Origin of the sequence: Novosphingobium mississippiense, from assembly GCF_044029535.1 — a bacterium.
Lineage (GTDB): Bacteria > Pseudomonadota > Alphaproteobacteria > Sphingomonadales > Sphingomonadaceae > Novosphingobium.
Map to the genome: position 1 here is coordinate 3,804,125 of NZ_CP147001.1, position 14,227 is coordinate 3,818,351.

Annotated in this window: 9 protein-coding genes; 3 read left to right on the plus strand and 6 right to left on the minus strand. The window is 66.1% G+C overall.

Annotation, left to right across the window (positions count from 1 at the left end):
• Window positions 1–225 precede the first annotated feature (225 nt).
• Both WBP06_RS18095 and WBP06_RS18100 read left to right on the plus strand, forming a co-directional pair.
• A complete protein-coding gene (locus WBP06_RS18095) occupies window positions 226–2,589 on the plus strand; it encodes a glycosyltransferase family 4 protein (RefSeq protein WP_395330520.1) in 2,364 nt (787 codons plus the stop codon).
• Window positions 2,561–3,874: a glycoside hydrolase family 130 protein gene (locus tag WBP06_RS18100; protein WP_395330522.1), complete on the plus strand. Its 1,314-nt coding sequence runs from the start codon at window positions 2,561–2,563 to the stop codon at window positions 3,872–3,874. The genes WBP06_RS18095 and WBP06_RS18100 overlap by 29 nt, the downstream gene beginning before the upstream one ends.
• Here WBP06_RS18100 and WBP06_RS18105 read toward each other — a convergent pair.
• From WBP06_RS18105 to zwf, 6 genes are all read right to left on the minus strand, one after another.
• The gene (locus tag WBP06_RS18105) at window positions 3,846–4,799 is read right to left on the minus strand and encodes a DUF2268 domain-containing putative Zn-dependent protease (RefSeq protein WP_395330524.1); all 954 of its coding nucleotides are present in this window, start codon (window positions 4,797–4,799) and stop codon (window positions 3,846–3,848) included. The two genes, WBP06_RS18100 and WBP06_RS18105, sit on opposite strands and share 29 nt — an antisense overlap.
• Complete coding sequence (locus WBP06_RS18110; protein ID WP_395330526.1) at window positions 4,792–7,590, minus strand: phosphoenolpyruvate carboxylase; 2,799 nt, start codon at window positions 7,588–7,590, stop codon at window positions 4,792–4,794. The genes WBP06_RS18105 and WBP06_RS18110 overlap by 8 nt, the downstream gene beginning before the upstream one ends.
• Complete coding sequence (gene eda / locus WBP06_RS18115; RefSeq protein ID WP_395330528.1) at window positions 7,587–8,213, minus strand: bifunctional 4-hydroxy-2-oxoglutarate aldolase/2-dehydro-3-deoxy-phosphogluconate aldolase; 627 nt, start codon at window positions 8,211–8,213, stop codon at window positions 7,587–7,589. Before eda ends, WBP06_RS18110 begins: the two co-directional genes overlap by 4 nt.
• Window positions 8,210–9,202 carry an ROK family protein gene (locus WBP06_RS18120; RefSeq protein ID WP_395330530.1) on the minus strand — a complete coding sequence of 331 codons (993 nt, stop codon included), beginning with the start codon at window positions 9,200–9,202 and terminating at the stop codon, window positions 8,210–8,212. The genes eda and WBP06_RS18120 overlap by 4 nt, the downstream gene beginning before the upstream one ends.
• Before the next feature lie 14 nt (window positions 9,203–9,216).
• Window positions 9,217–11,031: a phosphogluconate dehydratase gene (gene edd, locus WBP06_RS18125; protein WP_395330533.1), complete on the minus strand. Its 1,815-nt coding sequence runs from the start codon at window positions 11,029–11,031 to the stop codon at window positions 9,217–9,219.
• 237 nt (window positions 11,032–11,268) lie between these two features.
• Window positions 11,269–12,741, minus strand: coding sequence for a glucose-6-phosphate dehydrogenase (zwf, locus tag WBP06_RS18130; protein WP_395330535.1), 1,473 nt, complete (start codon window positions 12,739–12,741; stop codon window positions 11,269–11,271).
• Between the two features lie 459 nt (window positions 12,742–13,200).
• On the opposite strand from zwf, the gene WBP06_RS18135 reads away from it, so the two are divergent.
• Window positions 13,201–14,199 (plus strand): sensor histidine kinase, encoded by a 999-nt coding sequence (locus WBP06_RS18135; protein ID WP_395330537.1) that lies wholly within the window; start codon window positions 13,201–13,203, stop codon window positions 14,197–14,199.
• Window positions 14,200–14,227: the final 28 nt, after the last annotated feature.

The window sequence follows — 14,227 nt, forward strand, 5'->3', positions numbered from 1 at the left end:
CCGAATCGAGACGGCAACCGTGGCGGTGGTCCATGGCTGCGGCCTTTCTGGAGAAGCGGATCGGCGGTCAGCCGGTGGCGGGTTCATGGCAACCCCGCTCCACAGACCGTCTTTCGCACCCGCTTCGGCCCGTTTGCGGGAACAATATTGCAGTGCAGCGGGAAACTCATGGCATGTTCGCGCTTTCAGGATTCGATCTCTCCCTCCTGCCTCCTAGGAGCGCGCATGAACTGGTTGCCTCGCGAGGAAGAACCCGGTTGGAAATCGGGTTCGGACAAGGTGCGTTCGATATTTGACGCCACTGGCGGTATTGATTCCAATACAAGGATCAAGTCCGCCCATATTGCGCTGATTGGCAATTTTGCCCCTCGCAAGTGCGGCATAGCCACATTTACGACCGACATTTTCGACCAGCTGCGCGAACATCATCCCGAAATCGCCGTCGACGTCTATGCACTGGACGATCCCCGGCACCCGCTGGAATACCGCGACGTGGCTGGCACCATCGCCTGCGACGATGCGGAGGACTATGCCGGCGCCGCGCGGCGGATCAACGAAAGCGCGGTCGATGCGGTGTGGCTGCAGCACGAATACGGCATCTTCGGCGGCAAGGACGGCGATCTCGTCTGCCATTTCGTCGACAGGTTGGCGGCACCGCTGATCCTGACGCTGCATACCGTGTTGCAGGAACCCACCGCGCACCAGCGGGCGATTCTTGGTCACCTTGTCGTTCGCGCATCGCGGATCATGGTGATGTCGCAGAATTCGAAGACCGTGCTGGAGCGGGACTACGGCGTTCCCCCCCGCGTTATAGAGGTGATCGAACACGGCGCGCCGGATCGCCCGTTCGGCCGCCACGAACACTTCAAGGCGCTGCTGGGCCTGCAGGACCGCAAGGTGTTGATGACCTTCGGCCTGCTGGGGCATGGCAAGGGGCTGGAACATGCGATCGCGGCGCTGCCCCGCATCGTCGCGCGCCATCCGGACGTGCTTTACCGTATCGTCGGCGCCACGCACCCCAACCTCGTCGCAGAGGAGGGCGAGGCCTATCGCGAGGAACTGGAACGGCTGGCGGTGGAACTGGGCGTGGCCGACCATCTGGCATGGGACAACCGCTTCCTCGAGACCGGGGAACTGCTGGACCAGCTGGAGGCCTGCGACATCTACCTGACGCCCTATCCCGGGCTGCAGCAGGCCACATCGGGCACGCTCAGCTATGCAGTGGCGCTGGGCAAGGCGTTGATCTCCACGCCTTACCTCCATGCCCGCGAACTGCTGGGCGATGGCGTGGGTGTGCTGATCGATCCGGGTTCCAGCACGGCGATTGCCGACGCCGTGAACGCGCTGCTGGACGATCCCGACGAGCTGGCCGCAATGCAGCGCCGCGCCTGGGCGCGCGGGCGCGAGACGATCTGGCCGCGCTTCGCGGAAAGCTCTGCCCGGCTGATCGCGACTGCCCGCGCACCGCGCGCGGTGGTGCCGCCGGTGACGGCAACGCCGGGGCTGTCGGCAGTTTTCGCGATGAGCGATGCCACCGGGATGCTTCAGCATGGCGTCGGCGTCGTGCCCGATCGTCGCCATGGCTATTGCCTGGACGACAATGCCCGCGCGCTGATGCTGATGAACGTGGCGCACGGTGTTGCCGCGGCCGAGCGGATGAAGTGGAGCCTCTCCTACGCGGGCTTCGTGCAATATGCGTGGAACGCGGACCTTGGCCGCTTCCGCAACTTCATGCGCTATGACCGGTCGTGGTGCGAGGATGAGGGATCCGAAGATTCGAACGGCCGCGCGCTCTGGGCGCTGGGGCAGACCTGCGAATGCAATCTGGACGCGCCGCTGGGCGATTGGGCGCTTGACCTGTTCCAGCAGGCGCAGGGTGCGGTGGGGGAAAGCGGATCGCCGCGCGCGGTTGCCTTCGCGATGCTGGGCGCCTGCGCGGTGCTGCGCCGCGATCCCGATCACGCACAGTCGCGGGAGCGTGTGGAGGCAGGCGGCGAATTCCTGATGAAGCTGCTGGGCCATGGCCGCCGGCCCGACTGGGCCTGGTTCGAGGCGGTGCTGGGCTATGACAATCCCCGCCTGCCGCAGGCGCTGATAGAGGCGGGCATGGTGCTGGGGCGGGAGGACTGGATCGGCGATGGCTTGGCCACGCTGGAATGGATCTGCCACCAGCAGCTTTCCGCGCGTGGTCAGTTCCGCCCGATCGGATCGGAAAGCTTCCACAAACCCTACAACTATCTGCCGTTCGACCAGCAGCCGCTGGAGGCGCAGGCCGCGATAGAAGCCTCGCGCTCGGCATGGCGTGCGACGCAGGGCGCATTCTGGCGTGAACATGCGATGGCGGCATGGCGCTGGTTCTTCGGCGGTAACGATCGCGGCGTGGCGCTGGCGGACCTGGCGACCGGCCGCTGCCATGACGGGGTGACCCCGCGCGGCGCAAATGGCAATTGCGGTGCGGAATCCATTCTCGCTTTCCAGCTTTCGCATTATGCTCTGGCCGAGCTTGCCCAGTTGGGCCCCTTGGTATCGTCAGGCCCATTGGTATCCGAAGGAGGTTGGCTTGAATCGGCCCGAGACAGCCTGGTCTGAACCGCTGCACGTTTTCGAAACCCGCCTCCACGCCGATCCGGCGCGAGTGGTGCTGCGCCCATTTCACCTTGGCTGGCAGGCGAAAAATGCGCCCAGCGGCCGGGCGATGAAGCTGGTGGAGCACGTTGCGGCGCTGACGGAGGAGCGTGCCGCTGCGGAATACGAACGCGTGCTGCGCGACTTCAAGGAACGCCACTGGCAGACCGAGAGGATCTTCGAGGAGCGCTTTGCCGAAGTGGCGGCGAACCTGGAACTGGACCCTGCGCGCTTTTCCGAGTCGCGCAAGCGGCTGATCGGATCGTACTTCTGCCACGAATATACCTTCGCGGCGGCCGCGCTGATGAATCCCTCGATCGTGCCCGCGCCCGACCAGTCGGGCATGCAGGACGGATCGGTCCGCTTCATCATGAGCCTGCGCGCGGTGGGGGAAGGGCACATCAGCTCCGTTGCATTCCGCGAAGGCATTGCCGAGGAAGACGGCACTTTCAGCCTTTGGCCGCAGGCCTCGTTCGCCACCTCGGTCGAACTGGACGATGAAGAGCAGATCGATGCAGAGGACACCAACGTCTTCGTACATCGCCATCCGGAATCCAGCCTGTCCAACACGGTGATCTTCCCGATCACCGAACAGCAGCGCGGCGGGTTGGAAGACTTGCGCCTCGTGCGGTTCGAGCATGGCGATGGCGATTACGAATGGGTGGGCACCTACACCGCCTATTCGGGCAGTTCGATCCGTTCCGAACTGCTGCGCACGCGCGATTTCCGCTCGTTCGAGCTGGAGCCGATCCACGGCCGCGCCGGGCGCAACAAGGGCATGGCGCTGTTTCCGGAGAAGATCGACGGGCAATACTGCATGGTCGGCCGACAGGACGGGCAGAACCTGTTCCTGTTGAAGTCCGATGAGATGGCAGTCTGGGATGACGACGGCGTGCTGCTGATGGAGCCGGCCTACCCCTGGGAGTTCATCCAGATCGGCAATTGCGGCAGCCCGATCCGCACGGAAGAGGGCTGGCTGCTGTTCACCCACGGCGTCGGCGCGATGCGCAAGTACGCGCTGGGCTGCGCGCTGCTGGACCTGAAGGACCCGTCGAAAGTGCTGGCGCGCACCGTGGAACCGGTGCTGACGGCGGAGAACGCCGATCGTTCGGGCTATGTGCCCAACGTGGTCTACACTTGCGGCGCGCTGAAGGTGGGGGAACGGCTGCTGATCCCCTATGGCATCTCCGACAGCACGGTGGGTTTCGCGACGTGCGAGATCAAGGCGCTGATGGGGCTGATGGAGTAGGGCCGGCCGGCAATGGCGCCGGCGTCCAGCCGCTTTCGGCCAGTATGGCCTTGGGCGAATCGAGCCTGATCAGTGTGGCAAGCGCTGTGCGCTTGTCTTTGGCGTGATCGTAGTAGGCTTTGGCGATCCGATACCCTTCCCAATAGCCCAGATCGCCGGGATGGTCGGGCGTGCCGCGTCCGTTGTAGAGCCAGTCGGAAAGGTCCGCGCTGTCGGCCTCCGCCAGAAAGCGCTTGTCGATCTCTGCCTGCTTGCCGCGCGTCCAATCGCGCAAGTGGGCGTTGCCGATGTCGCCCGAACTCAGTTCGGCCAGAAGTTCGGCTACCCCTTCGATCAGCGACTGACGCAGGACCGTTGTGGGAAGCGTTTCGTCGTCCAGCGCCGCGGGCTGCTGGATGTGACCGTATTCGTGAGCGATGAGGTGCACCAGCCGGTCGGCAATTTCGGCCTGCGGCCAATCCGATCGACAGGCCACTTCCAGGCCGATAAGCACGCCCGACGCGCCGGTGGTGCCTCCGCTGTTGTTGCGTCCGATCAGGATGGTAACGGGTGGAAAATGCGCTTGCGGGTCCAGCTTCGCCAGTTTGGCAAAAGCCGTTTCCAGCCGCGCCTTCACCGTGGGCAGAACTTTCAGGCAGGCCCTAGCGCCCTGGTAGATTTCGGGATGCAGGGCAACTTCCGTGGCCAACTTCTGACCGGAGAGGATACGGTGCGGCACGAACTGGCGCACGCCGTCGCTGCCGGCATCGATATAGTCGTGTTGCAGGACTTCGGCCGAAGGTTTGCCGCCGGCGGCGTCGTAGAGCGCATAGAAGCGGTCCACGTCGCCGATGCGGATTTCTGCCGAAGCCTGAGGCCGCGCGGCGGCGGGCAGGGCGAACAGGCATCCACCGATCGCCACCGCCGCCGCGAGAGCCTTACCCATGCGCGCCGAACTCGTTCGCCAGCGCGGTGGTGATGCGCAGGCTCAGGGCATAGCACCGCGCGATCGGGTCGATGAATTCGCGGTGGATCTGCGCATAGCCGGTCGCGCTGGAATCCGGATAGTCGCTGGGCTTGTCCACCGTGAAGTCGTCGATCGAGGGGAAGCTGGTCGGGAAGGCGCGGCGCAGCTGCGCCAGGCCGTCCTCCACGCGCAGGGTGAAGAACATCTCCAGCACGTCGTCATGGCTGATGTCGTTGGCGCGGCTGAACGGCGGCACCATGACCACGCGCAGGAACATGTGCTTGAACAGTGCGATGCGCAGCGACTGCAACACGCCCAGGCTACGCCGGGTGTGCTCGCGGTCCGGCAGCGGCGCTTCGTCCGGCAGCAGGTCGAGCAGGAAGTGCAGCTTCATCGCATCGACGCGCAGGCGTGAGGCCAGACGGCGATAGACGCCGGTGCGGTCATCCTTGGTCAGATATTCGGCCAGCTTCAGGCAGGCGTCGGCAATGTGCTTCTCATCCCCGCGATAGGGGCGGCTGGCCCAGTAGGCGGAGTTGAACAGTTCGCCATAGGCCGCGACCGTCTTGATCGAGGCCAAGGCGTTGGCCGCGCGGGCCAGACGCATCAATTGCTGCCCGCGTTCGCTCTCGCGCAGCAGGCCGGCGATTTCCTCGCGGTTGCCGTCCGACGCGGTGCCGATCCCGGCGATCACGTTCACCGGATAGCCCAGTTGCTGCAGGATGGCGTTGTGCGGGATCGCGCGAATCTGGCGCAGGCTCATCGAACGGTCGGCGGCAAGGTCCGACTGGCGGCGCGACTTGCGGCTGCCGGTGTCGTTCAGCAGCCCCAGGCCGAACGCGGTGATCGCCCGGCTGTAGGTGGAGCTTTCCAGATGCTCATGCTGCACGCCCCGGATCGCGCGGTAGAAATCGAGGCTGAGGTCGGTGCGGCGATAGAACAAGTCGGTCGGCGCATCGACATCGGCGCCCCACAGCGGCATTTCGGCCATGCGGGTGAGCGTGGCCAGCGCCAGTTCGTCCGATCCGAACCAGAGGTAGCCGTCACCACCCTGGAACGAGACTTCGGGCTCCAGCCGGATTCCCGCACGCAGGAAGCGGCGGCGGGCCCAGGGCGACATCGGCCACTGGAAGCGGTCCTCGATGCTGGACGGATGCGCGCCGCGGCCCATCGATTCGCCGTGGGTGTTGAAGATCAGCGCCGAAACGTCGGTAAGGCCATTGGCCACCATCGCTTCGGACAGGCGGCCCTGCAGACGCTCGATCGCCAGCGCGGCGGGAACCTGGCCGACGAAGCGGCCCGCGTCGGAGAAGCCGGTCTGGATCGAGACGCGGCCGCGCTTGTGCGCATAGTCGCGGTAGGCGGGCTCTGCCAGCACCGCGTCAAGGAAGCGGCCGCCGTGTTCCAGCGCCGTCTCGGTCTCGAACAGGGGCGAGACGTCCACCTTCTCGTCGATCCCGAACATCCGCGCGAAATAGAGCGCGGCCAGGATCGTGGTCGGCTCCTCGCACTCGGCCACCAGCATGCGGATCGGCGCGTCGGCATCGATGTGCGCAAGGATCTGCGCCATCGCCAGGAACTGGCGCACGGCGGTGGAATTCTCGATGGCGAGCGCGGCGAAGTTGGACTTCAGCGGCGTGACTTCGGCCAGCAGTTCGCGCATGCGGACCAGCGCGGCCTGGCTGGCAAGGTTCAGCTTGCCTTCCGGGTCGATGCGCAGGCGGATCGCGTTCTGCAGCTGCGATGCGTTCACGCGGAAGTGGATCCAGCCCATGCCCAACCCGTCGGCGCGCATGGCGGCGGCGGCGACGAGGAGCGTGCGGGCCTGATCCTGATCGGCGTGGCGCGCTTCGGATTCGAGGTGGCTGATGATGCCTTCTAGGCTGATCAGCTTGTCCGGATGCTCGGCGGTCAGCGTATTGGCGGCGTCCGACAGCGCCTCCGGCGAGGAAAGGTCGGCGGCGAAGCGTGCGGCCATCTCGGTGGCAAGCGCGCCGGCACGGGCCAGCTTGGCGGACGTGTCCGGCGCGGCGTGGGCCAGCATTTCGGCATAGCTGGCAAGCCGCTGGGCCTTTTCCTCAAGCCGGTAGCGGATCGAGGTGGACCAGCTGATGTCGGTACGACCGTCCATGTCGTAGCCCACCCAGGTCGCGAAGCGGGCGGGCATCGGGTTCAGGCCCTTCCAGCGCTTGGGCCAGCGGGCGGCGGCAATGTCGAACAGGCGTTCGTTGATGCGGTCGCGGGCCTTCTGGCCGCGCGCGATGGCTTCCATCGCCTTGCCGTGTTCGTAATCGAGCGTGATCGTGTCGCGCGTGGGGGAGGCGGCGCAGACGGTGGCCTCGCTATGATCGCCGGTAGAGGCGGCCTGCGTCACGGCCTCGGTCTGGGCGGTGGAAAGCAGGAACGTGGGGTGCCCGGTGAAGACCACGTGGGCCGAAGGACGCTGCCAGCGCACGGCGAAGGCGTTGAAGTCCTCTTCGCTGGCGGCGGCATCCAGCCGCTTTTCGTTTTCGGCCGGGGCGATCGGGGCCAGCATTCGGTCAAGCCGCGCGGCACGGGCGCGCAACCCTTCGCACTCCATCTCGGCGACGAGGGCCTCGATCGTGTCGAGGCCCATTTCGCCGTTTTCCAGCTGGCGCGAGAGTTCGAGCCCCAGCTGGAAAACCGGATTGTAGAGCGGCGTCTGGGCGGTCAGGACATGGAGTTCCTGAAGCCGGCGATCGAGATCGTCGACCGTGTTCAGCGGCAGTCCCGCCTCTGGCCCGCTCACCGTGCAAGCCCCGCCGCAGCGCGGGCCGCCGCCTCGATCTTGGCGACATCGGGCTTGCCCTTGGGCACCATCCAGCTGCCGCCGACGCAGAGCACCGCGTCCAGCCCCAGCCATTCGGGCGCGTTTTCGGGTGTCACGCCGCCGGTGGGGCAGAACTTCGCCTTGAACAGCGGCGCGGCAATCGCCTTCAGCGCCGAAGGACCGCCCGCCGCCATGGCGGGGAAGAACTTCAGACGGTCGAACCCGCATTCCAGCGCGAACATCACGTCGCTGGCGTTGGCGGTGCCGGGCAGGAAGGGGATCTTGGTCTTGTAGGCGGCTTCGGCCAGCATCGGGGTGAGGCCGGGCGAGACGATGAATTCGGCGCCCGCATCGATCGAGCGCTTCAGGTCGTCCGGCGAAAGCACGGTGCCCGCGCCGACCACGGCGCCGGGAACCTGCTTCATCACCTTGATCGCCTCGATCGCGCATTCGGTGCGCAGCGTCACCTCAAGCGCGGGCAACCCGCCGGCGACCAGCGCTTCGGCGATCGGCAGCGCGTGTTCGATATCCTCGATCACCAGCACCGGGATCACCGGGGCCAGACGCATGACCTTTTCGACGGCTTCGGACGGGCTGCTCATTGATGGTGCTCCCTGACATAGGCGGCAGCCGCGCCGAACAGGCCGGGCTGCGGATGGGTGATGAGCTTGACCGGGATCTGCGCCATCATGCCGGCAAAGCGGCCCTTGGCGCAGAAACGCTCGGCAAAGCCCGAGGACAGAATGGTTTCACGAATGCGGTAGCCAAGGCCCCCGGCGATGACGACGCCGGCCGCCCCGTGGGCAAGCGCATAGTCGCCCGCCGCGCTGCCCAGCGAGAGGCAGAAGCGATCGACGGCGGCCGCCGCCAGCGGGTCCGAATGGTTCGTGCCGGCGGTCCAGATTTCCACGTCGGTCACGTCATGCACCGCGCGGGTCTCCATGGCGGCGAGCGTCTGGTAGATATCGACGATGGCCGGGCCGGAGACGACGCGTTCGGTAGAGACGCGGTTGTGCCGCTTGCGCAGGCGGGCGAGGATCGCGTCCTCGATCAGGTCGAGCGGGGAATAGTCGGTATGGCCGCCCTCGGTCGCCTGCACGTGGTAGAAGCCGCCGTGGCCGTGGGGCAGGCCATTGCGCCACAAGTGCGCGACGCCAAGGCCGGTGCCCGGGCCAAGCACGCTGAGCGTGCCCGAAGCGGGCAGCGGAACGTCCGGCCCCGCGAGATGCAGGAACTGGTCTTCCGGCGCCAGCGCGACGGCATAGGCCACCGCTGCAAAGTCGTTGACCACGGTATAGCGTTCCACGCCCAGCTTCTCGGGAATGAGATTGGGGCGGATGATCCACGGGTTGTTGGTGAAGCGGATCACGTCGCCGCCCACCGGGCCGGCGATGGCGATCGAGACGGCGGAGGGCAGCTTGCCGCCCTTGCGTTCCCGGAACGCCTGCCAAGCCAACTGGAAGCTGCCATGGTCGCTGGTGTGAAGGGTGACGGGCTCGTCCAGCGTGATGTGGCCATGATCGTCGACCGAGGCCAGCGCGAAGCGGGCATGGGTGCCGCCGATGTCGACGGCGACGAGTTCGGTGCTCATGCTTTTGTTTTCGCTCACAGGCCTGCAACCTCCAGCATCGAGGAGCCGCCCTGTTCGGCGCCGCCTGCGTTCATGCGGAACATCGCGAAGAGTTCGCGGCCCATGCCTTCGGCCGGGGCCGGCAGCGGGGCGGGTGAGCGCCCGGAAAGGTCCGCCGTGGTGGAAAGCGTGCCGTCCACCGCGCAGAGGCGCACGATGTCGCCGTCCTGAAGGTAGGCGATCGGCCCTTCGGCCAGCGCTTCCGGGGTGACGTGGATCGCCGCGGGCACCTTGCCCGATGCGCCCGACATCCGGCCGTCGGTGACGAGTGCAACCTTGAAGCCGCGGTCCTGCAGCACGCCCAGCGGCGGGGTCAGCTTGTGCAGTTCGGGCATGCCGTTGGCGCGCGGACCCTGATGGCGCACGACCACCACGACGTCGCGGTCCAGTTCGCCCGCCTTGAAGGCATTGATGACGGCTTCCTGCGTTTCGAAGACGCGGCAGGGCGCCTCGATCGTCCAGCGCTCCTGATCGACCGCGCTGGTCTTGAACGTGGCACGGCCGACATTGCCGGAAACGAGGCGCATGCCGCCATCGGGCAGGAAGGGCTTTGCCACCGTGCTCAGCATCGTATCGTCGCCGCTGACGGCGGGGGCGGGCTTCCACTTGAGTTCGCCGTCGTCCAGCGTCGGCTCGGTGGCGTAGGCGCGCATGCCGTCCTTCGAGACGGTGAGGATGTCCTCATGCGCGAGGCCCGCGTCGAGCAGTTCGCGAACGATCCAGCCCATGCCGCCGGCGGCGTGGAAGTGGTTCACGTCGCCCGAACCGTTGGGATAGACGCGCGCCAGCAGCGGCACGGCGGCGGAAAGTTCGTCGAAGTCCTGCCAGTCGATCTGGATGCCGGCGCAGCGGGCCATGGCGGGCAGGTGGATTGCGTGGTTGGTCGATCCGCCGGTGGCCAGCAGACCGACGATGGCGTTCACGATCGCCTTTTCATCCACGACATGCGCCATCGGGCGGAAGTCGTCACCCTTGCGGGTCATCTCGGTCACGCGGTGGACGGCGGCGCGGGTCACCGCCTGGCGCAGCGGCGTGTTGGGCGGCACGAAGGCAGCGCCCGGGATATGCAGGCCCATCATCTCCATCATCATCTGGTTGGAGTTGGCGGTGCCATAGAACGTGCAGGTGCCGGCCGAGTGATAGCTGGCGCTTTCGCTGGCCAGCAGTTCCTCGCGCCCGACCTTGCCCTCTGCATAGAGCTGGCGGACCTTCTGCTTCTCCTTGTTGGAGATGCCGCTGGGCATCGGGCCGGAGGGGATGAAGACCGCAGGCAGGTGGCCGAAGCGCAGCGCGCCCATGACCAGACCGGGCACGATCTTGTCGCAGATGCCCAGCAGCGTCATGCCGTCATACATCGCGTGGCTGAGTGAGACGGCGGTGGAAAGCGCAATGGTATCGCGGCTGAACAGCGACAGTTCCATGCCGTCGAAGCCCTGCGTCACGCCGTCGCACATGGCGGGCACGCCGCCGGCGACTTGGGCCGTCGCGCCCACTTCGCGGGCGTAGAGCTTCATCTGCTCCGGATAGCGGCCATAGGGCTGATGCGCCGAAAGCATGTCGTTATAGGCGGTGACGATGCCGACGTTGATCGCCTTGCCGGTGGCGATGGCGGGCTTGTCCTCGCCGCTGGCGGCAAAGCCATGCGCCAGGTTCGAGCACGAAAGGAACGAACGGTCCGAATGGCGACCAGCCTCGCGGTCGACCATGGCGAGATAGCGGGCGCGGGTGGGCTTCGACCGTTCGATGATGCGGTCGGTTACGCGGGCTACCACCGGGCTGAGGGTGCTCATGGGGTTACTCCTGCTCTGTCCGTCTGCCACTTTAGCGTGGCATCTGTCTTTGTCTCAGCCTTCCGAAGCCGCGCGCTCGGGATCTCCCGGGCGAGGCTTGAAGGCATTTAGGTAACCGGTGTCAATATCTATCTTCCACCGGTTCGCGGGGGAATGGGCACGGGAAGCGGCGCGCACCCCGGTATATAGGGTGCGCTGCGCGTTCATGCCCGTTCAGGCCAGCTTACCCCTGCCCGATCACTCATGCCACGTGACGCCGTCGCGCTCGGCGAGGGCGATGGCGGCGGACGGGCCCCAGCTTCCGGCGGTGTAGGTCTTCGGCTCCTGGGCCTGTTCCTCCCACTCGGTGCGGATGGCGTCGATCCAGTCCCACTGTGCTTCCACCTCGTCACGGCGGACGAACAGCGTCTGCTCGCCCTCGATCAGGTCCAGCAGCAGGCGCTCGTAAGCGATGCGGCGCTGCGGGCCGGCGAAGGCGTCGGGCATGGTGATGGCCAGCGGGATGGAGCGCAGGCCGAAACCATTGCGATCGAGGCCGGGCACCTTGGCCATGAGCGAGAGCGTGATGTTCTCGCTCGGCTGGATGCCGATCACCAGGCGGTTGGGCACCGTGCGGGCGCCGCGGCCATGGAAGATGGAGTGCGGCACATCGCGGAACTGCACGACGATCTCCGTCGTGCGCTTGGGCAGGCGCTTGCCGGTGCGCAGATAGAAGGGCACGCCCTGCCAGCGCCAGTTGTCGATATGCGCCTTGATGGCGACGAAAGTCTCGGTGTTCGAATCCTTGCCGAGTTCCTCGTCATAGCCGGGCACGGCCTGGCCGCCGATGGCGCCGGCACGGTACTGGCCGGTGACGGTCTCGTTGGCGGCAACCTTGCGCAAGCTGCGCAGGATCTTCACCTTTTCATCGCGCACGCTGGTGGCGTCGTAGCTGACCGGCGGCTCCATCGCGACCAGCGCAAGAAGCTGCAGCATGTGGTTCTGCACCATGTCGCGCAGCGCGCCCGAATCGTCGTAATAGGCGACGCGCGATTCAAGACCCACGGTCTCGGCCACGGTGATCTGCACATGGTCGATATGTGCGGCGTTCCACAGCGGTTCGAACATCAGGTTGGCGAAGCGCAGCGCCAGCAGGTTCTGGACGGTTTCCTTGCCCAGATAGTGATCGATGCGGAAGATGCGATCTTCCGGGAAAGCACGGGCGACGGCGTCGTTGATCACCTTGCTGGAGGCAAGATCGACGCCCAGCGGCTTTTCCAGGCCGATGCGTACGTTGTCGCCGGCCAATCCGCTGGCCTGCAGGCCGCGAATGGTCGGTTCGAACAGGCTGGGCGCGGTGGACAGGAAGATCGACAGGCCGTCCTTCGGCTCCCCCACCTTGGCTGCCAGCGCGTTGAAACCTTCCATCTGGTTGGCGTCCAGCGTCTGGTACGACAGGCGGTTGAGGAACCGCGCCATGCCGCCCCGCCGCTCAGCCGGCAGGAACTGTTCCAGCGACTGGCGCGCGAAATTGCGGAATTCCTGGTCGTCATGCTCGGAACGGGCAGTCCCGATAATCTCCACCTTGGGGTCGAGCAGGCCTTCGGCGTCGAGCGCGCAGAGCGAGGGAAGGAGCATACGGCGCGAAAGATCGCCCGTCGCCCCGAACAGGAGCAGGCGGTCTGACGTGAATTGGCCGGACGCGGATTGGGCCGGAGTAGAATTGGTCACTGGGCGCTTTCCACCTTCTGGGGGTTATTCACCTTTACAATTTTCCGCCGAGGACCGGCGGGCTCCTCCTCCCGAGTCCAGATCATGCGCACCGCATCGAAAGGGCCAGCCATCGGATAGCGTCGATCCCGTGCACGGCCCCTGTCCCAGCGGCAGGAGGTGACGATCGGCGCTAAGGCAGGGCCTAAGGTTCTTCGCGGTTGCAGCATAACATGGACTGCGTGCGAAGTGCTAGGCGAGAGCGCGCGAAAGCTCAACCTCGATTGCACGGATTGAACAAGACTTATGCGCGCATACGTATTTAAGGCCTGTCCGGAGGCGATGGCGCGGGCGATTTTCCGCAAGTTCGTTACCCGGCCGTCTTTGTCCTGTCGTTCGGGACGGGCATGGGAGCAGGTCAGGATTCATCCAGGCGACGGCGCGGCAGCGGACGCGCATTGATAAAAGAAGGCAAAAACAATGGCCGGTGACGGCGTCCAGCTTCTCGAACACCTCCAGACGCCGGCAATGATGGTTTCGCGCGGGCAGGTCCGTTTCGCCAACAGCGCGGCCAAGGCGCTGCTGGGCGCCCATATCGTCGGGCAGGATGTGCGCATCGCCATTCGCGAACCGCGCGCGGTGGCGGCGATCCTCAGCGAAGGCGGCGGCATCGCCCGCGTCACCGGGCTTTCGACCGGGGGCAGCGTGTGGGAAGTCGATTGCCGGGCAATCTCTGCCACGGACCGTCTGGTCAGCCTCTACGACTTGTCCGAGCGGGTCAGCGTGGCCAAGTCGCACGCGGATTTCGTCGCCAATGCCAGCCATGAGCTGCGCACGCCGCTCGCCAACGTGATCGGCTATGTCGAGACGCTGATGAACCCCAAGGCGGGTGGGGACGAGGGCGTGCGCAACCGCTTCCTCGACACCATCCGGCACGAGGCGCAGCGGATGCAGGCGCTGATCCTTGACCTGATGAGCCTTTCGCGGATCGAGGCGGTGAAGCACGAAGTGCCGCTGGACCGGGTGGAGATGGTGGCGCTGGCGCAGGAGATGGCGGGCGAATCGAAGCCCGGTTCCAACGTGATGGTCCACGCCAATTGCGAGACTGCCGTGGTGACGGGCGATCGCGGACAACTGGCGCAAGTGCTGCGCAACCTGATCGACAACTCGCTGAAGTACGGAAAGCAGGGCGGCAAGGTGGACGTCTCGCTGGAGGCGACCGCGACCGGCTGGGTGCTGATCTCCGTGCGCGACGAGGGCGACGGCATCTCCCCCGAACACTTGCCGCGCGTGACCGAGCGCTTCTATCGCGCCGATACCAGCCGCAGCCGTGCAGTGGGCGGCACCGGGCTGGGCCTGTCGATCGTGAAACACATCGTCGAGCGCCATCGCGGCCGCTTCGATATCGACAGCCGCGCCGGCCAGGGCACCACCGCCTCGGTGATGCTGCCGCTGCGCAAAGAGGATGCGCCGGCGTAACAGGGCTCCATCCGCCCGCCCGGCAATT